At 70.4% G+C, this 17,330-nt stretch carries 17 protein-coding genes; 9 read left to right on the forward strand and 8 right to left on the reverse strand.

Translation table 11 applies throughout. From position 1 onward, the window contains the following. The first annotated feature begins 51 nt into the window (after nt 1-51). Nucleotides 52-1,557, forward strand: a complete 1,506-nt coding sequence (locus KI385_RS38870) for an SCO1417 family PLP biosynthesis transcription factor (RefSeq protein ID WP_238576717.1) — start codon at nt 52-54, stop codon at nt 1,555-1,557. Between the two features lie 100 nt (nt 1,558-1,657). Here KI385_RS38870 and KI385_RS38875 read toward each other — a convergent pair whose 3' ends face one another. Together KI385_RS38875 and KI385_RS38880 are read right to left on the reverse strand one after the other, a co-directional pair. Continuing rightward, nucleotides 1,658-3,373: a hypothetical protein gene (locus KI385_RS38875; RefSeq protein ID WP_238576718.1), complete on the reverse strand. Its 1,716-nt coding sequence runs from the start codon at nt 3,371-3,373 to the stop codon at nt 1,658-1,660. Nucleotides 3,374-3,534: 161 nt separating this feature from the next. Beyond that, entirely contained in the window at nt 3,535-3,729 is a 195-nt protein-coding gene (locus KI385_RS38880) for a hypothetical protein (RefSeq protein ID WP_018092434.1), read from the reverse strand. A gap of 193 nt (nt 3,730-3,922) precedes the next feature. On the opposite strand from KI385_RS38880, the gene KI385_RS38885 reads away from it, so the two are divergent. Then, complete coding sequence (locus KI385_RS38885; protein ID WP_238576719.1) at nt 3,923-4,351, forward strand: YchJ family protein; 429 nt, start codon at nt 3,923-3,925, stop codon at nt 4,349-4,351. A gap of 79 nt (nt 4,352-4,430) precedes the next feature. On the opposite strand, the gene KI385_RS38890 is transcribed toward KI385_RS38885, so the two are convergent. Beyond that, a complete protein-coding gene (locus tag KI385_RS38890) occupies nt 4,431-4,805 on the reverse strand; it encodes an RNA-binding S4 domain-containing protein (protein ID WP_238576720.1) in 375 nt (124 codons plus the stop codon). 36 nt (nt 4,806-4,841) lie between these two features. Further along, nucleotides 4,842-5,936 carry a non-homologous end joining protein Ku gene (gene ku / locus KI385_RS38895; protein ID WP_238576721.1) on the reverse strand — a complete coding sequence of 365 codons (1,095 nt, stop codon included), beginning with the start codon at nt 5,934-5,936 and terminating at the stop codon, nt 4,842-4,844. Nucleotides 5,937-5,966: 30 nt separating this feature from the next. Between ku and ligD the strand changes: the two genes are divergently transcribed. Continuing rightward, nucleotides 5,967-6,914: a non-homologous end-joining DNA ligase gene (gene ligD / locus KI385_RS38900; protein ID WP_238576722.1), complete on the forward strand. Its 948-nt coding sequence runs from the start codon at nt 5,967-5,969 to the stop codon at nt 6,912-6,914. 216 nt (nt 6,915-7,130) lie between these two features. Then, a complete protein-coding gene (gene murJ / locus KI385_RS38905; protein ID WP_238578031.1) occupies nt 7,131-8,699 on the forward strand; it encodes a murein biosynthesis integral membrane protein MurJ in 1,569 nt (522 codons plus the stop codon). Nucleotides 8,700-8,714: 15 nt separating this feature from the next. On the opposite strand, the gene KI385_RS38910 is transcribed toward murJ, so the two are convergent. Then, the gene (locus tag KI385_RS38910; RefSeq protein WP_238576723.1) at nt 8,715-9,119 is read right to left on the reverse strand and encodes a hypothetical protein; all 405 of its coding nucleotides are present in this window, start codon (nt 9,117-9,119) and stop codon (nt 8,715-8,717) included. A 159-nt stretch (nt 9,120-9,278) separates the two neighbouring features. Here KI385_RS38910 and KI385_RS38915 point away from each other — a divergent pair, with 159 nt between their 5' ends. The 5 genes from KI385_RS38915 to KI385_RS38935 all read left to right on the forward strand — a co-directional run bounded on the left by KI385_RS38915 (nt 9,279) and on the right by KI385_RS38935 (nt 14,289). Beyond that, nucleotides 9,279-9,905: a class I SAM-dependent methyltransferase gene (locus KI385_RS38915; RefSeq protein ID WP_238576724.1), complete on the forward strand. Its 627-nt coding sequence runs from the start codon at nt 9,279-9,281 to the stop codon at nt 9,903-9,905. Nucleotides 9,906-10,099: 194 nt separating this feature from the next. Further along, complete coding sequence (locus KI385_RS38920) at nt 10,100-11,311, forward strand: MFS transporter (protein ID WP_238576725.1); 1,212 nt, start codon at nt 10,100-10,102, stop codon at nt 11,309-11,311. A gap of 341 nt (nt 11,312-11,652) precedes the next feature. Next, entirely contained in the window at nt 11,653-12,393 is a 741-nt protein-coding gene (locus KI385_RS38925; RefSeq protein WP_425357115.1) for an endonuclease I family protein, read from the forward strand. Nucleotides 12,394-12,532: 139 nt separating this feature from the next. After that, nucleotides 12,533-13,792 (forward strand): D-alanyl-D-alanine carboxypeptidase family protein, encoded by a 1,260-nt coding sequence (locus tag KI385_RS38930; protein WP_238576727.1) that lies wholly within the window; start codon nt 12,533-12,535, stop codon nt 13,790-13,792. 293 nt (nt 13,793-14,085) lie between these two features. Next, nucleotides 14,086-14,289 (forward strand): cold-shock protein, encoded by a 204-nt coding sequence (locus KI385_RS38935; RefSeq protein WP_128511549.1) that lies wholly within the window; start codon nt 14,086-14,088, stop codon nt 14,287-14,289. A gap of 85 nt (nt 14,290-14,374) precedes the next feature. Here KI385_RS38935 and KI385_RS38940 read toward each other — a convergent pair whose 3' ends face one another. The 3 genes from KI385_RS38940 to KI385_RS38950 all read right to left on the reverse strand — a co-directional run bounded on the left by KI385_RS38940 (nt 14,375) and on the right by KI385_RS38950 (nt 17,205). Continuing rightward, nucleotides 14,375-14,962, reverse strand: coding sequence for a GNAT family N-acetyltransferase (locus KI385_RS38940; protein WP_238576728.1), 588 nt, complete (start codon nt 14,960-14,962; stop codon nt 14,375-14,377). 55 nt (nt 14,963-15,017) lie between these two features. Continuing rightward, nucleotides 15,018-16,112, reverse strand: a complete 1,095-nt coding sequence (locus KI385_RS38945) for a M20 family metallopeptidase (protein ID WP_425357116.1) — start codon at nt 16,110-16,112, stop codon at nt 15,018-15,020. A 127-nt stretch (nt 16,113-16,239) separates the two neighbouring features. Further along, nucleotides 16,240-17,205, reverse strand: coding sequence for a helix-turn-helix transcriptional regulator (locus KI385_RS38950; protein WP_238576730.1), 966 nt, complete (start codon nt 17,203-17,205; stop codon nt 16,240-16,242). Nucleotides 17,206-17,330: the final 125 nt, after the last annotated feature.

The following is a 17,330-nucleotide window of genomic DNA, read 5'->3' on the forward strand; positions in this document are numbered from 1 at the left end:
GTGACCGGGCTCGCGAAGTAGAGCCAATTCGGGGAAGGTGGACTGATCTTCATGGCTCAGTGGACTTCAGCGGTAGGTGCGCCCCAACTCGCCCGGCTGCTCCGGTCGCAGGATCCGCGCGACGCCCAACTCGCGGCCGGTGGCCGCCGGTTGCCCGCCTACCGCAGCCTCGCCGACGGCGTACGCCTCCTCGTACTGGAAGGCCGGGTGCCGGTCGCCGCCCGGCTGCCTGCCGAACGTGAGCTGGCCGCCGCCTTCGGCGTCAGCCGCACCACCGTCGCCGCCGCCTACGAAGCGCTGCGCGCCGAGGGGTTCCTGGAGTCCCGGCGCGGCTCCGGCAGCTGGACCGCCGTCCCGGCTGGCAACCCGCTGCCCACCCGTGGCCTGGAACCGCTGCCCCCCGAGGCCGCCGGTTCCATGATCGACCTCGGCTGTGCCGCCCTCCCGGCCCCCGAACCCTGGCTCACCCGCGCCGTCCAGGGCGCGATGGCCGGCCTCCCGCTCTACGCCCACACCCACGGCGACTACCCCGCCGGCCTGCCCGTACTGCGCCAGGCCCTCGCCGACCGCTACACCGCCCGCGGTATCCCCACCATGCCCGAACAGATCATGGTGACCACGGGCGCGATGGGCGCCGTCGCCGCGATCTGCCGCCTGTGTACGAGCCCCGGCGAGCGGGTGGCCGTCGACTCCCCGTCCTACGCCAACATCCTCCAGCTGATGCGGGACGCCGGTGCCCGGCTCGTCCCGGTCGCCCTCGGCGAGCGGCTGGCCGGCTGGGACATCCCGGCCTGGCGCCAGGTGATGCGCGACGCCGCCCCGCGGATGGCATATGTCGTCGCCGACTTCCACAACCCCACCGGCACCCTCGCCACCGAGGAGCAGCGCCGCCGCCTGGTCGATGCCGCACGGTCGGCCGGCACACTCCTCGTCGTCGACGAGACCATGACCGAGCTCCAGCTGGACGAGGACGCCGAACCGCCCCGCCCGGTCTGCGCGTTCGACCCCGCGGGCAGCGCCGTGATCACCGTCGGCTCGGCGAGCAAGGCGTTCTGGGCCGGGATGCGGATCGGCTGGGTGCGCGCCGCGCCCGACATCATCCGCAGCCTGGTCGCCGCCCGCGCGTACTCCGACCTGGGCTCGCCGGTCCTGGAGCAGCTCGCCATCGCCTCGCTCCTGGAGAACGGCGGCTGGGAACAGGCCATCGGCATCCGCCGCGACCAGGCCCGCGAGAACCGCGATGCGATCGTCGCCGCACTCCGCCGGCACCTCCCCGACTGGGAGTTCAGCGTCCCCCGCGGCGGTCTCACGCTGTGGGCGCGTACCGGCGGACTCTCCGGCTCCCGGATCGCGGAGGCGGGGGAGCGGCTCGGGGTGCGGGTACCCTCCGGTCCGCGGTTCGGCGTGGACGGCGCCTTCGAGGGCTTTGTGCGGCTGCCGTTCACGGTCAACGGGGCGGTCGCCGACGAGGCCGCGGTTCGGCTGGCCGGTGCCGCGCGACTGGTCGCGACGGGTGCGCCGGCGGAGGCGGAGATGCGGCATTCGTTTGTCGCCTGATGGTTGGCCAGGAGGCGGATGACTGATGCGGATGCGGGCCCGTCGGCCGTACGCGGGCCCGTCGGCCGTACGGTCCCTCACCCCTGCCGCCCTCCTTCCCTCACCCCTCCGCGCGAACGGCCTCCACCGAGCCGTTCACCACGCGGGATTCACCGCCCTTGACGGTCGACAGCCGGGCGGTCGCGCCCACCGGCTCGCCAGCGGGCTTCGCCGTATCGGGGACCGGCTCCGCCTCGGCCGCCGCGGGCTCGTCGTCCGCCGTGGCGGGCGCCTCCGCATCGACCGGAACGGTGCGCTCCGGCAGCAGTGCCAGGACCGCCCGCCGCTGTACCTCGCTCGTCGCATTGTCGAGCGGGTCGGGCGTGGCGGGCACTTGGAGCCGCAGCACCGGCCCGGTCCCCAGCCGCGCATAGCCGCGCCCCGGAGGCACGCTCGCCGTCGGTGTGGTGTGCGGCGGCGCCCCGAGCACCGCCCGTACCTCCTCCACGGTGGCCGGACCGAGCACCACCCGCGCCTTGGTGTGCGCCCGCACCGGATCGCTCAGCAGCTCGGCGCTCTCGAACTGGTCGGCCACGACCACCGTCACATGGGCCGCCCGGCCGTGCCGCAGCGGCACCTGGAGCCACCGCTGCGGATCGTCCCGGCCCTCCGCGACCGCGACATGGGCCAGCGCGGTCGGACGGTCCGCGATGATCCACAGTGGCCGCCGGGTGTCGTCCGGCGCGGGCCGGCCGGCCTGCCGCGCCCGGTTCGCCGCGATCAGCCGCCGCTCGGTCTCGTGCGAGGCCCATTCCAGCGTCGCCAGCGTCCCGGCCAGCCCGCACTCCACCCCGAGTACGCCACGACGCCCGGTCAGGCACCCGAACTCGCCGGTGCCGCTGCCGTCGATGACCAGCACATCGCCGTGGTGCAGCGCCTGTAGTGCGATCGAGCGCAGCAGCGTCGTGGAGCCGGTCCCCGGCTGCCCCAGGACGAGCAGATGTGGCTCCGTGGAGCGCTGCCCCGTACGCCACACCACCGGCGGCACATCCCGCGGCTCCGCCCCGCCGGCGACCGGCAGGGTCCGCTGTACGGAATCCGGGTCGGTGAAGCCGAGCACCGTCTCGCCCGGTGCGGTGACGAAGCGCTGCGCGGCGATATCGGTGGGCAGCGCGCCCAGGACGGTCAGGGTCAGCTGGTTGGCCAGTTCGTCCCAGGCGAAGTGGTACTCCCGGCCGCGGCCGGCCTTGGCGTACAGCACCTGCTCGATGCGGGCCCGGGACCGGTCCTCACCGTCGGTGAAGTACGCCGGGTACTTCAGCTGCAGACGTTCCAGCCGCCCGCTGTCGTCGAAGGCGTACGCGCCGAAGGCCTGCCCCCAGTCACCGTCGTGCGCGTACAGAGGGCTGGGGTCACCCTCGACGGAGAAGTACGGCACCAGCGCCTCGTAGAGCGCCCGCAGCCGCTCGGTCTCGGCCTCGGTGGGGCCGGTCTCCACGGTGGTCCGCTCCCGCCCCGCCCATGCCCCCGCACCCATCACCGCGAGCAGGGCGAGCAGCGGCCCGTACGGCACCAGAGCCACGATCACCACGCACCCGGCCACGAAGACGAGCATCGGACCGCGGTGCTCCTTGGGCGTCCGGTCCCAGCGTCCCCGGCCGGCCGCCGCCAGCCGGCGCAGTCCCCGGCCGATGGTGATCAGCGGATGGAACACATCGGAGGCGCTGTCGGCGGCGGTACGCGCGAGGTCGCGGCCGCGGGCGAGCGGCGCGCTGTTGGCCATACGGGCGATCGGTGCGCTGTTGGTCAGGATGCGGGGCAAGGGGCGCCGGGCCACGTCTTCTCCTGTTGCTCGTGCGGTCGTCGGGGGCTCGGCGTGGGCGGCGAGCCGGGGGCGTGCAGCGCACGGAGCCGCCCGGACGGGGCGTGGTGCGGCCCGTTCGGGCGGGACCGTGGAGTTGCGCCGGATGAGGTCGTCGGGCGGGTCAAGTGCCTGCCCTAGATCTTGATCCCCCCGAGGAGACTGGCCAGGCTCGCCCCGCCGGCCTTGATGCTCGGTGCGATGGCGGAGCTGGCGAGGTAGAACCCGAAGAGTGCGGAGACCAGTGCGTGGGACAACTTCAGGCCGTCTTTGCGGAAGAAGAGGAAGACGATGACACCGAGCAGGACGACGCCGGAAATGGACAGAATCATGAGGTTCTCTCCTGGGTGGTGGGGACGGTCACCGTGAGTTCTTCCAGCCTCACAGCACGAATCAAGCCACCAAAAGCTGCAAATGGGTGATTTGTCGTTGGAATTCCCCAAATGGGTGCAGCTCCAGGGCGTGCCGCTCCGGCGTGTGGTCGGCGTGTCGTGGCCCGCCCCCGCCGACCGGCACAATCGTGGGGTGTCGAAGCCGAAGAACAAGCCGCGCCGTCCGGCCGCGGTCACCCCCACCTCGCCCTGCCCCTGCGGACGCGCCGAGGCCTACCGCGACTGCTGTGCCCCCTTCCATGAGGGGCGCGCCGCCGCCCCGACCGCGGAGCGGCTGATGCGCTCGCGCTACAGCGCATTCGCCGTCGGTGACACCGGCTATCTGCTGCGCACCTGGCACCCGTCGACCCGCCCCGACAGCCTCGCTCTCGAACCGGCGCAGCGGTGGACCGGGCTGGACATCCTCGGCACGACAGGGGGCAGCGCCTTCCACGCCGAGGGCACGGTGGAGTTCCGCGCCCACTACAGCCTGCACGGGCACGCCGACAGCCAGTACGAGAACAGCCGCTTCGTCCGCGAGAACGGCCAGTGGGTGTATCTGGACGCGCTGCCCGCCGCGTAGGACTGCCGGCCGCATAGGCCTGCCCGCTGACTGTCCGGCCCGCGGCCCCGGCGTACGGCGTCCGCGGGCCCGGTCCGGCTCAGTGGCCGCGCAGCTGGTCGATCTCGCGGCGGTCACGCTTGGTGGGACGCCCGGTGCCGCGGTCGCGATGGGCGATCACCGGAATCTCCTCACGCGGCGGGGCCGGCGGGCTGTTGTCGATGAAGCACTCGGCGGCGATCGCCGCGCCCACCCGCTTGCGGACCAGCCGCGAGACCACCACGATCCGCTCCCGGCCCGCGTGCCGCAGCCGCACCTCGTCGCCGTTGCGCACGGCATGGGCCGGCTTCACCCGTTCGCCGTTGACCCGTACGTGCCCCGCGCGGCAGGCCGCCGCGGCCAGCGAACGGGTCTTGGTGAGTCGTACGGACCAGATCCAGCTGTCGATGCGGGTGGTCCCCTCGTCTGAAGCCATACCCAGACTCTAGAACGGGGGAGCAGGCGCGAGACGCTAGGCGGACGACTGCTTGCCCGACTTCTTCGCCGCGGTTGTCTTCGCGGTCTTCTTCGCGGTTGCCTTTGCAGTCGTCTTCGTGGATTTCTTCGCGGTTGTCTTCGCGGTCTTTTTCGCGCGGGACTCCGCCGGGGTCTTCGCGGCGCTCTTCGACGAGGTCTTCTTGCCCGTCGAGGCGGTCTTCGGCGCGGACGCCGTCTTCTTCGCGGGGGCCTTCTTCGCCGGGGTCTTCGCCTCGGCCGCGGTGCTCTTCTTCGTCGTCTTCCGCCCTCGTATGGGGGTCACGGACGCCGATGCCGACTTCGCGTCGCCCTCCTGCGTCCCCCGCGCCGCCCGCACGCTCTTCTCCAGGGCCGCCGTCAGATCGATGACCTGGGCGCCGGGCGTGCCCGTCGCGGGGGCGACCGGCTCCTCGCCCTCCAGCTTGGCGGCGACCAGCTCCTCGACGGCCTCGCGGTAGTCGTCGTGGAGTTCGCCGGGGTCCAGCTCGCCCAGGGAGTCCATCAGGGTCTCGGCCAGCGTCAGCTCTTTCTCCCGGATCTCGACCTCGTCGGGCACGACACCGTCGGCGGGCCGGATCTGATCGGGCCACAGCAGCGAATGCATCACGATCGCCCCGTCGTGTGCCCGCAGCATCGCCAGCGACTCCCGCCCCCGCATCGCCACCTTGCCGATCGCGACCTTCTGATGGTGCTCCAGCGCCTCCCGCAGCAGCGTGTACGGCTTGGTGGCGGCCGCCCCGTTGGGGCCCAGGTAGTAGGACTTGTCCAGCTGGAGGGGGTCGATCTCGGCGGGGTCGACGAACGACAGGATCGACAGGGTCTTGGCGGTCGGCAGCGGCAGCCGCGACAGATCGTCGTCGGTGATCGGCACGATGGTGTCGTCGCCCGGCGCCTGATAGCCCTTGCCGACCTCCTCGTTCGGGACCTCCTCGCCGTCCAGCTCACAGATCTTCCGGTACTGGATCTGTGCGCCGTCCTTCTCATGAATGCGTACGAATGAGACCGATGAGGTGCGGTCGGTGGCGCTGTACGTCTTCACGGGGATGGTGACCAGGCCGAACGATATGGACCCATTCCATATAGAACGCATATTTCATCCCTTGTGTGGGATTCTCATCGTATGTCGCCGATCACCGTCGTGGAGGGGCGGCGCCTCTCGCTGACCAACCTGGACAAGGTCCTCTATCCCGAGACCGGCACCACCAAGGGTGAGGTGCTGCATTACTGGACCACCACCGCAGGCACGCTGCTCGCGCACCTCCACGACCGGCCGCTGTCCTTCCTGCGCTACCCCGACGGGCCGGACGGCCAGCTCTTCTTCACCAAGAACGTGCCGCCCGGCACGCCCTCCTGGGTGAAGACCTGCGAGGTCCCCCATTCGACGTCGGGGCCCACCCGGCAGGTCCTGCTACAGGACCTGCCCTCGCTGGTCTGGGCCGCGAACCTGGTCGTCGAGCTGCACACCCCGCAGTGGACGCAGCACGCGCCGGGGCTCGCCGACCGCCTCGTCCTCGACCTGGACCCCGGCGCCCCGGCCACCGTCGTGGAGTGCTGCGCCGCGGCACAGTGGCTGCACGACCGGCTGGCGGCGGACGGCCTGGGCGTTCACGCCAAGACCAGCGGCTCCAAGGGCCTGCACCTCATCGTGCCCATCGAGCCCACCCCCTCCGAGCGGACCACCGCCTACGCCAAGACCCTCGCCGTCGAGGCCGCGGCGGCCCTCCCGGACCTCGTCGTGCACAAGATGACCAAGGCACTGCGCCCCGGCAAGGTCTTCATCGACTTCTCCCAGAACGCCGCCGCCAAGACCACCGCCGTCGCCTACACACTGCGCGCCCGCGCCACCCCCACCGTCTCCACCCCGGTCACCTGGGACGAGATCGCCGACTGCACCGACCCGGAGCAACTCACCTTCCTCTTCAGCGATATCGCCCCTCGCTGCGCCCGTCACGGTGACCTGCTCGCCCCGCTGCTCGACCCGGAACGCGCCCGCCCGCTGCCCGGCGCCGCTTCTTCCGGTGCGCCCACGGCGCCCGATCGGCCCGGTTCCGCCCGGGGTTCGACATAGATTGACGGCATGTTGGAGGGGACACCACACGCATCGCACGACACGCTGCCGCTGCGCCTGCCGGACGGGTACCTGGCCGGGCAGATATTTGACGACGGCCCACCGCCCGGCCGTGAGCGGGAACCGGAAGAGGGGACACCGCCCCCGGGGCGGCGTCGCCACGCCGCGCGCAGAAAGGACGGCAAGGGCGGCGGCCTGCTGCGTTCCTCGCTCCTGATGGCGCTGGGAACCTTGGTCTCCCGGGGCACGGGACTGATCCGGCAGGTGCTCCAGGCGGGCGCGCTCGGCACCGGCCTGCTCGCCACCACGTACAACACCGCCAATGTCGTCCCGATGAGCATCTACACCCTGCTGATCGGCGGCGCGCTGAACTCGGTGCTGGTGCCGCAGCTGGTACGCGCCAGGGCCGAGCACGCGGACGGCGGCCGCGCCTACGAACAGCGGCTGGTCACCCTCGTACTGAGCGTGCTCGCGGTCGGCACCCTGCTCTCGGTCTGGGCCGCGCCGCAGATCGTCGCCGTCTACACGCCCGACACCCCCAGGACCCACGCCGCCTTCGAACTCACCGTGGTCTTCGCCCGCTTCCTGCTCCCGCAGATCTTCTTCTACGGACTGTTCTTCATCCTCGGCCAAGTCCTCAACGCCCGGAACAAGTTCGGCGCGATGATGTGGACGCCGGTCCTCAACAACTTCGTGCTGATAGCGATGTTCGGCATCTACGTGGGCCTGCTGGCCGGCCCGGACCGTATCGAGGACATCACACCCGGCCAGATCGACCTGCTGGGCTTCGCCACCACCGGCGGCATCGCCGTACAAGGACTGGCCCTGATCCCGTTCGTGCGCGCCGCCGGATTCCGCTTCCGGCCGCGCTTCGACTGGCGCGGCACCGGCCTGCGCAAGAGCATCGCGGCCGCCCGCTGGACCCTGCTGTTCGTGCTCGCCAACCTGGCCGCGATGACCGTCGTCACCCACTACGCCAACGCCGCGGACCAGCAACTGCCCACCGCGGGCGTGGGATACACCGCCTACAGCTACGCCCAGACCATCTGGATGCTGCCACAGTCGATCGTCACCGTCTCGCTGGTGACGGCGCTGCTGCCGCGGATGAGCCGGGCGGTCACCGAACACCGCCTGGACGATCTGCGTAACGACCTCTCCCGGGCGCTGCGCATCAGCGGGGTCATCATCGTCCCGGCGGCCTTCTTCTTCCTCGCCTTCGGCCCGCAGACCGCCCAACTGCTGTTCGCGCACGGCACGGTGGATGTCGCCTCGGCTGCGCCCGCCGGACATATGCTCCAGGCCTTCGGGCTCGGCCTGATCCCGTTCTCCGCCCAATACCTGCTGCTGCGCGGCTTCTACGCCTTCGAGGACACCCGTACGCCGTTCTGGATGGCCTTCTGGATCAGCGCCGTCAACATCGCCCTGGCCACCGCATGCCATCTGCTGCTGCCGGCCCGCTGGTCGGTCACCGCGATGGCCGGCGCCTACACCGTCGCGTACGGAATCGGGCTGCTGGTCACCGCACTGCTGCTGCGCCGGCGACTGTCCGGACGCCTCGACGGCCGGCGCCTGTGCCGCACCTACGGAAAGCTGACCGCGTCCGCCGCCATCGCCGGAGCGGTCGGCTGGCTCGCCGCCCGGGCCTGCACCGGCGTGCCCCTGTCGGCGGGCTGGACCCCGGTGCTGGCCCTGGCCGCCGGCGGCCTCACCATGGCCCTGATCTTCCTCGGCCTGGCCCGCGCCTTGAAGATCGGAGAACTGCGCAGCCTGCCCGGTCTGCGGTGACCGGCGAGGGCTCGCTCAGACCGCGTGGGGCCGCGGCCACGACGTCCGCGCGGCGGCCCCGATCCAGTCGATGACGGCACGGACGGTGGTGTCGCTCAGGCCCGCCAGCTCCGCCACCGCGGCCGCGTCCCCGTCCGCCGGTGCGACTCCGGCCGCGGTGAGTGCGGCCTGGATTTCCAGCCGCCGGCGATCGGGCAGGGCCATGGGCGCCTGCAGCCGGTCCTCGGGACACGGGGGAGGGAGCGGCCGGTCATAGGGGTGCGTCGGCCCGAGGGGCAGCCGGTCCTCCGGGCGGGGCGGCGGGAGGAGGAGATCCGTGGCGAACGCACAGGTGTTGAGGCGGTCCTCGGCGCGCGGGGGAGCCAGCACATAATCCGGCACCGCGCCGTACGGCGGGGGAGCGGGGCAGTACAGCGACATCGGGGCCTCCACAACTCGCGGTCGAAGGGTTCGGGGAATTCGACGAACAACAAGGTGTCAGGTGTTCGGAAGCCATACCGTGCCCTTTCGGTTGCGAGGAGGGCGAGGGTTCACCCGATAGGACGCACAGCGGGTTGCGCGCTCCTTTAGGGTTGCCGGATGTCTCGCTCTGACGCATCGCCGGACCCGTACTGGAATCACAATGTGCACTACCACCGGCTGGTGCTCGACGCCGTGCCGGACGGCTGTGCGCGGGCGCTGGACATCGGATGCGGCGACGGTCTGCTGGTCCGCAAGCTGGCCGGGCGGATCAAAGAGGTGACCGGCGTGGACCGGTCGGCGGAGATGATCCGGCTGGCCCGCGAGGGCGGCGCACAGGTCCCCAACGCCACGTTCGTCGAGGCGGACTTCATGACGGCGGACGGCGTCGCGGCCGGCGGCTATGACGTCATCACCGCCGTGGCCGTCATCCACCATCTGGACTTCGTGGCCGCGGCCGACCGGATGGCCGAGCTGCTCGCGCCCGGCGGCCGGCTCGTGGTCGTCGGCCTGGCGAGCAACGGGACGCCGCTGGACTGGATCATCAGCGGTGCGGGCGTACCCGCCACCCGGATTCTGGCCCGGCGCCGAGGCGGCAAGAGCGGACCGCCGGGGATGCCCATCGAGGACACGGACATGACATGGCGTGAGGTCCGGCGCGCGGCGCGCGCCTGTCTGCAGGGCAGCCGCTTCCGCCGCCATCTGCTGTGGCGCTATTCGCTGGTGTGGGACAAGCCGCGTTCCTGAGCGTGGCCGTCGGGCTGCCTGAGAGGGCTTCGAGCTTGGATCCATGGTTTTGGAACGGTCAGTCCAAAGTGCTGTAGAGTCCTCGACGCGGGTGGGGGCGGCGTGTCCGGCCCGGTGTGGCACCCCTGGATATCGGGGGATTTCGCCTGCCCGCATATTGGAACGATCGGTTGCGAACAAGGGAGGGCCGAGTCATGCCGCGCGCGGTGTATCTGCTGGCCATGGGCATCTTCGCCATGGTGACCAGCGAGTTCGTGGTTGCCGGGCTGATGCCGCAGATGGCTGCGGGGCTGGGGGTGAGCATCCCGCGGATCGGCTACCTCATCACCGCCTTCGCCGTGGCCATGGCGGCCGGCGGGCCGTTCCTCACCGTCGCGGTGCTGAAGCTCCGACAGAAAACCGCCCTGATGGCGCTGTTCGGAATATTCCTGGCGGGTAATGTGCTGGCTGCTCTCGCGCCGGACTACGGGGTCATGCTGGCGGCGCGGATCGTCACCGGGGTCGCCTCGCAGGCATTCTTCGGAGTGGCGATCTCGCTCTGTGTCCAGCTGACCCGGCCGGAGGTCCGCGGCCGCGCCATCGCGCTGGCCATGAACGGGCTGATGCTCGGTACGCTGCTGGGCCTTCCGCTGTCGACGATTGTCGGTGAACGTTTCGGCTGGCGGGTGGCGTTCTGGGTCATTTCGGGGATCACGGTGCTTGCCGCCCTCGCCACACTTGCCGGAGTGCCCCGGCTGGGACGCGCCGAGGGTGGCGGCAGCGTCCGGGACGAACTCGTCGCCTTCAAAAATCCCCGACTGTGGCTGGCGCTGTCCACCAGCACGCTGATCATCGGCGCGACGTTCTCCGCGTTCAGCTATTTCCATCCGATTCTCACCGAGGTCACCGGATTCCGCGCGGACACCGTTCCGCTGCTGCTCATCGGATACGGAGCCGCGACCGTCATCGGCAACACCGTCGTCGGGCGGCTGGCCGACCGGCACACGGTTGCGGTCCAACTCGTCGGCCTGGTACTGAATTTCCTCTTTCTCGTCGGGTTCGCCGTGTTCGCCCACCTCGCCGTGCCGGCGGTGATGCTGATGACGGGGATCGGTCTGGTCGGTGTCACGATGAATCCGGCCATGGCCACGCGCGTACAACGCACGGGAAATGCCCGGCCGTTGGTGAATACCGTGCACTCCTCCTTCATCACCCTCGGTGTCATCGTCGGCTCCTCGGTCGGCGGTCTGGCGATCAACTCCTTTGGATTCCGGGCCCCGTTGTGGGTCGGCGCCGCGCTGGCCGTTATCGGGATCGGCACCCTGGTGCCGGATCTCCTCCGCCGCTCCGGTGCGGCAGAACCGGAGCCGGACCCGGTTGCCGCTCCGGCCGACGACCCGAAATACATGTGTATGGCCAGCTCCTGACGGCGGATCGATCGCGGTGCCGCGATTTCGGGGGAATTCGGTAGTTGCCACGGGGTGGACACATAATCCTTCCCTCGTGTTCACATGTGGTGATTACCGCGGTGGAAAGCTTCCTGCGGCCGTATTCCCTACGGCCGGCGCCGGTCGTGCCCCACACATTTCACGGCACGGTGCCACAATTCGGGGAGAGGACACCCTTCGTGGACAACATCCGCGTAACCCGCCGCGGGCGCACCGCGCTGGCCATCGCCGTAGGAACGGTATGCGTGGCGGTGGCCGCACAGATCCCGGCCAGTGCGACCGCCGCCCCGGCCGCACACCACGGATCCGGCACCGCGTCCATAGCCCAGCGTGCGTCCATATCCGTCGGCGCATTTGACGACACGGGATATGACGACACGTACTACAAAGACGCCATAGGCAAGACCGGCCAGGCGCTCAAGGATTCGCTGCACCAGATCATCAGCAGCACCCAGACGGGAAAGCTGACGTACTCCCAGGTCTGGGACGCCCTCAAGGACACCGACGAGGACCCGGCCAACAGCGCGAACGTCATTCTGCTGTATTCCGGGCGTTCGCAGAGCAAGAACTCCAACGGCAGCAATCCGGACGACTGGAATCGTGAGCACGTCTGGGCGAAGTCCCATGGCGACTTCGGTACCGCCACCGGACCCGGAACCGACATCCACCATCTGCGCCCGGCGGATGTGTCCGTCAACAGCACCCGGGGCAACAAGGACTTCGACGACGGCGGTACGGAGGTCGGCGAGGCGCCGGGCAACTACACCGACGGCGACTCCTTCGAGCCCCGCGACGCGGACAAGGGCGATGTCGCCCGCATGATCCTCTACATGGCCGTCCGCTACGACGGCGACGACGGATTCCCCGACCTGGAGCCCAACGACAAGGTCGACAACGGCTCCCAGCCGTACATCGGCCGGCTCTCGGTCCTCAAGGAGTGGAGCAAGCAGGACCCGCCGTCCACCTTCGAACAGCACCGTAACCAGGTGATATTCGACAAGTACCAGCACAACCGGAACCCGTTCATCGACCACCCGGAGTGGGTCGACGAGATCTGGTAACCGGCATCCGGCCGGCGGGCCGGGCGCGGCGGTTCGTTTCCGCCGGGCCCGGCCCGCCGCGTACGGCAGTCGGGGTGGGCCCGCATCGGATGGAGTACGCCAACCGGCGCCCCGCCGAGGTCGTTCTTAGCGTGGCCTCATGTCGAGCGTGAGTTGGGCCTCCGTCAGAGTCGCGACCGCAGCGGCCGTTTGTGCCGCGAGCCTGCTGGTCGCGCCCGGCCTTGCGGTCGCCGATGGCCCGTACGGCATCGACGACCTGCGGTCCGGTGCGCACCCGGCCGATCCGGCCGACGCCGGGAGTCGGCTGGACCGGCGCGGAGTGCAGTTCCTGCCGCAGCCGGACGTGCCCGAGCCGCCGGATGTCTCCGCGCTGTCGTGGATGGTGACGGACCTGGAGAGCGGCAAGATTCTCGCGGCCAAGGACGTCCATCGGCCGCTGCCACCCGCCAGCACCCTCAAGGCGCTCTTCGCCCTGGCGGTGCTGCCGAAGTTCTCCCAGGGGACGGTGCACACCGTCTCCGCCGATGACCTGGCCGGCATCGAGGCGGGCAGTTCGCTCGCCGGCCTCAAGGAGGACATGCCCTACCGCGTCGCCGACCTGTGGTACGGCGTCTTCCTGCGCTCGGGCAGCGATGCGGTGCACACTCTCGCCGCGATGAACGGTGGCTGGAACAAGACCATCGACGATATGCAGGAGACGGCACGCCGCCTCGACGCCCGCGACACCAGGGTGGAATCCGCTGACGGCTTCGACACACCGGGGCAGGTCTCGTCCGCCTACGATCTGTCGCTCTTCGGACAGGCCGGGCTGACCAACCCGGACTTCGCCCACTTCGCGTCGACGAAACAGACCGAGCTCCCGGAGGACGGCGGCCCGGACGCCTTCGGCATCCAGAACACCAACCGGCTGCTGGTGGGCTCGCACGGCGTGCGCCCGTACGACGGCCTGATCGGGGTGAAGAACGGCTATACGAGCCACGCCGGCAACACCCTGATCGCGGCCGCCAGACGCGACGGCCGGACGCTGCTGGTCACCCTCATGAACCCGCGGTCCGGCGCCTCGAACGCCGTCTACGAGGAGACCCGCGACCTGCTGGACTGGGGATTCGAGGCGGCTCCCCGGGCCGCGGCCGTGGCCATGCTCCCCACCATGGCACCCGTCGATCGCTACGGGGAATCGCAGCAGGTCGCTCATCAACCGCAGCCGGCCACCTCGCCGCGCAAGCCGGCCGGCGCGGCGCAGGCACAGGCGGAGGCGGACGCCGACTCCCGCACGCGCTACTGGTGGTTCGTGTCGGCCGCCGGAGCCGTCGGGGTCATCGCCGCCGCCGGGCTCGGTACCGCCCTGTGGTGGCGCCGTCGCAAGCCGCGTGCAGCCGGGAGCGAGGAGTCGGACTGAGACCGGCCGGCCGCGCCGCGGATCGCCGCACATCCGTGCGATCGGTCAGGGATACGGAGGACGTGCGATGGCCTTGCCCGGTGAAGGGCGACGCGTCAGCCCCGGTTGTGCTCCCCGCCGGGCGTTGCGCGGTGTAGCGTCCTGGTCAGCTGTCGTGGTTCCGAAGTGCCGGACGCCCGTGTCGCATTCACGGGCGTTCTTGCTGTGCAGTGCGTCTCCGGACCAGGGCGATCACCTCCGGGTTCCGCAGGACGCGGAAGCCGACTCGAGCCCATTGAACGAAGGAGACGGATATGGCTTCCGGCACAGTGAAGTGGTTCAACTCGGAGAAGGGCTTCGGCTTCATCGCGCAGGACGGCGGCGGCGCCGACGTTTTCGCGCACTACTCCAACATCGACGCCACGGGCTTCCGCGAGCTGCAGGAGGGCCAGAAGGTGACCTTCGAGGTCACCCAGGGGCAGAAGGGCCCCCAGGCGGAGCAGATCCGGCTGGCATGACGCCCGGCCGGCCTCGCCCGCAGCCGCGCCCGCTCCCTGCCCGGGGGCGGGCGCCGCTGCGTGGGGCGCGGCCTTTGGACCATCCTCACGGCCGGCGGTCGTTGAGGATCTTCTGGAACAGCCGGTGGTCGCGCCAGGCGCCGTTGATGTGGAGATAGTTCTCGGCGACGCCGAACGGGACAAAGCCGCACTTGGTCAGCACACCCTGCGAGGCGAGGTTGTCGACGAGGGTGCCGGCCTGCAGCCGGTGCAGGCCCAGCTCCGTATCGGCGGCGGCGCAGAGCGCGGTCACCGCCGCGGAGGCGAGGCCTCGGCGCACCTGGCCCACGTCGATCCAGTAGCCGACGTGCGCGCTGCGGAGCGGGCCCAGCACGATGTCGGAGAGGGTGATCGCACCCACGATGTCCGGCTCATCGGCCTCCGCCGCGCCCCCGTCCGGCTGCCGGACCAGGACCCACGGCAGCGCCCGCCCGGCGCGCTGCTCGGCAAGCCGGCCGCGCAGCCGTTGTGCCTGCCCGGCCGGGGTGAAGAAGGCCTCGTCCCGCTCCGGCTCCCAGCGGCGGAGATGGTCGCGGCTGCGCGTATAGGCGCGGGCGAGGCCGCCGGCGTCCTCCGGCACCGCGGGGCGCATCAGGACATCGGGGGTGAGCCGGGCGGGCGACGCGGTGATCATCCGTACAGCGTAAGGGCGGTGACCGGTGCACGAACGGGCCGATCTCGTCGTTCTCCTATGTGTTCCGAATCGCTTTCACCAGTCCGGCAACAAGGTTCGCCCGCTCGCCCATGGCTTCGATCACCAGGTACTCGTGGTCGGCGTGGGCACCGCCCCCGACCGCTCCAAGGCCATCGAGTGTGGGCACCCCCAGTGCGGCCGTGAAGTTGCCGTCGCTTCCGCCGCCGACCGCCATGCCTTCGAGGTCAGGAAGCAGCCGCTTGGCCACCGCAAAGAGCTCGGCCGACGCCGACTCGGGCATCGGAGGCCGGCTGATAGCTCCCTGCACCGAGATCTCCGCCCCATCGAGATGCGGAGCCAGTGCCGCGAACGCAGACTCGATGCGTTCTTTCTCGTCGGCCGACTCGACCCGGACGTCGACGATGACGGTCGCCTCCGCGGGAACGACGTTGTCCAGGGTTCCCGCGGACGCGACGGTCGGGGTAACAGTCGTGCCGATGTCGGGTCGGCCGAGCGCTGCGATATCCAGTACCTGGTGTGATGCTTCGATCAGGGCGTTGACCCCGGCTGCGGGCTCAAGGCCTGCGTGCGACGCCCGGCCCGCGATGGAGACTTGGAACGTGCCGCAGCCTTTACGGCCGGTCTTCAGGCCTCCGCCCTCAGCGGCGCCCTCGAACACGAGTACAGCGCCGCAAGCAAGGGCTCGTTCTTCGATGAGAGCCCGAGAGGAGCGGGAGCCGACCTCTTCGTCGGCGGTCACCAGGATCTCGACGCCTGACCGGTCATCGAGCGTCGCCAGGCCATGAATGGCCTGTACCAAACCGCCAAGCATGTCAAAGACCCCGGGGCCGGTTGCATGCCCGTCTTTGACCATGAACGGGCGGCGTTCAAGGGTGCCGAGCGGAAACACCGTGTCATGGTGACCGAGGATCAGTACTTTGGGATCGCCACCGGCCGACCAGTGGACGTGCGGCCCGGCTTCGCTCTCAACGAGGAGGGCCTGCCTGCCAAGGCGGCTCTCGATGACAGCGGCGACAGCCGTGGCCGATGCCGTCAAGGCGTCGAGATCGCGCGAGGGAGACTCGATTTCGACGAGTGTCCTGAGGTCGTCAATCATCGCGTCAACACTCACATTGACGGTCTTGTGCATCGTCACGTTGCAAGGGTACGTGGTGCGCCGGAAGGGAGTTTGCCTGCCCGGGTCATCGTTTTCATATGCCGTGGGGTGGGGGCATCTGGCGTTGTGGGGAGCGTGGCGCCCCGGTGCCCAGGCGCCGTTAGAGCCACCCGCGCCGTGCCGCCTGGACGCCTGCCTGGAAGCGGGTGGTGGCGCCCAGGCGGGTCAACAGCGCGGAGACCCGGCGGACCACGGTGCGGCGGCCCAGACCCAGGCGGCGGGCGATGGCTTCGTCGGTGGCGCCGCTGGCCATCAGGGTGAGGATCTGGCGGTCGCGGACGTCGATCTGGGTGCCGATGCCGGCCGCCGACACCGGAACGGCCAGCCGCCACAGCGCCTCGAAGACGTTGGACAGCGCCCGGAACAGGCCGGAGGGGCGTATCAGCAGGGCGATGACCTCGGAGCGGTCGTCCCCGGCGAGCGTCAGCACCGCCAGATCGTCGTCGCCGAGGGCCAGTTTCAGCGGCGCCTCGTCCAGCGTCCGGGCCTGTTCACCGGCCTCGATCATGTGCGCCATGTTGGGGCCCGCAATCGGATCGTCGTACGCGGAACCGTGGTAGATCACGCGGTAGGCGATACCGGAGGCCATCCGTTCGCGCTGGAGTTGCTCCTGGCTCGGGTAGTACTCCGGCGCGCCGGTGTACGGCGGCACATCGACGACCCGGACCTCGCGCCGGGCGGAGAACTGCAGCCGTCGGACGGCTGCCAGCACGCCCGAGGCGCCCTCGACGACCTCCAGCGCGCCGTACTGACCGCTCTCCCGCCGGGCCACTCGGTAGAGCCGTTCCAGCTCCGCCCCCGTCTGCCGGAGGCCGGCCCGCCGCACCGCGTCACGCTGTAGCAGCGACTCCATCACGTACAGCGGCGATAACGCCTCCCAGGCGCCGGGTTCTTGATCGAGCGTCATCACCATGTCCTCGGCCGCCAGTTCCTTGAGCAGCTCCCGGACCGCGCTCTCGCTCAGACCGGTCCGGGCCGCGAGCGCACCGGCCGGTGTGCCCGGGTGGCTCACCAGGGACCGGTAGACCCGTCCGCGCTCGGACTCCGGGTCCAGAACGTCGTACACGACAACCCCCTTCGCCGCGTTGGTGTCGAAAGCGGTTTCGACGTCCGGAGAGTACCCCCTGGTAGGCGTATGTGCGCCAGTGGCCCAGTTGCGCCGGGGCACCTTATGGCGCTGCCGGGAGAGCT

This window comes from Streptomyces inhibens (assembly GCF_022221585.1).
In the GTDB taxonomy this organism is placed as follows: domain Bacteria; phylum Actinomycetota; class Actinomycetes; order Streptomycetales; family Streptomycetaceae; genus Streptomyces; species Streptomyces inhibens.

What these genes read in the sequence shown, in the direction of transcription:
- KI385_RS38890 (WP_238576720.1), bottom strand. Translation starts at nt 4,805, where the DNA reads ATGGCTTCAGACGAGGGGACCACCCGCATCGACAGCTGGATCTGGTCC.
- ligD (WP_238576722.1), top strand. Translation starts at nt 5,967, where the DNA reads ATGTCGCCGATCACCGTCGTGGAGGGGCGGCGCCTCTCGCTGACCAAC.
- KI385_RS38935 (WP_128511549.1), top strand. Translation starts at nt 14,086, where the DNA reads ATGGCTTCCGGCACAGTGAAGTGGTTCAACTCGGAGAAGGGCTTCGGC.
- KI385_RS38910 (WP_238576723.1), bottom strand. Translation starts at nt 9,119, where the DNA reads ATGTCGCTGTACTGCCCCGCTCCCCCGCCGTACGGCGCGGTGCCGGAT.
- KI385_RS38870 (WP_238576717.1), top strand. Translation starts at nt 52, where the DNA reads ATGGCTCAGTGGACTTCAGCGGTAGGTGCGCCCCAACTCGCCCGGCTG.
- KI385_RS38940 (WP_238576728.1), bottom strand. Translation starts at nt 14,962, where the DNA reads ATGATCACCGCGTCGCCCGCCCGGCTCACCCCCGATGTCCTGATGCGC.
- KI385_RS38915 (WP_238576724.1), top strand. Translation starts at nt 9,279, where the DNA reads ATGTCTCGCTCTGACGCATCGCCGGACCCGTACTGGAATCACAATGTG.
- KI385_RS38920 (WP_238576725.1), top strand. Translation starts at nt 10,100, where the DNA reads ATGCCGCGCGCGGTGTATCTGCTGGCCATGGGCATCTTCGCCATGGTG.
- murJ (WP_238578031.1), top strand. Translation starts at nt 7,131, where the DNA reads ATGGCGCTGGGAACCTTGGTCTCCCGGGGCACGGGACTGATCCGGCAG.
- KI385_RS38880 (WP_018092434.1), bottom strand. Translation starts at nt 3,729, where the DNA reads ATGATTCTGTCCATTTCCGGCGTCGTCCTGCTCGGTGTCATCGTCTTC.
- KI385_RS38930 (WP_238576727.1), top strand. Translation starts at nt 12,533, where the DNA reads ATGTCGAGCGTGAGTTGGGCCTCCGTCAGAGTCGCGACCGCAGCGGCC.
- ku (WP_238576721.1), bottom strand. Translation starts at nt 5,936, where the DNA reads ATGCGTTCTATATGGAATGGGTCCATATCGTTCGGCCTGGTCACCATC.
- KI385_RS38945 (WP_425357116.1), bottom strand. Translation starts at nt 16,112, where the DNA reads ATGCACAAGACCGTCAATGTGAGTGTTGACGCGATGATTGACGACCTC.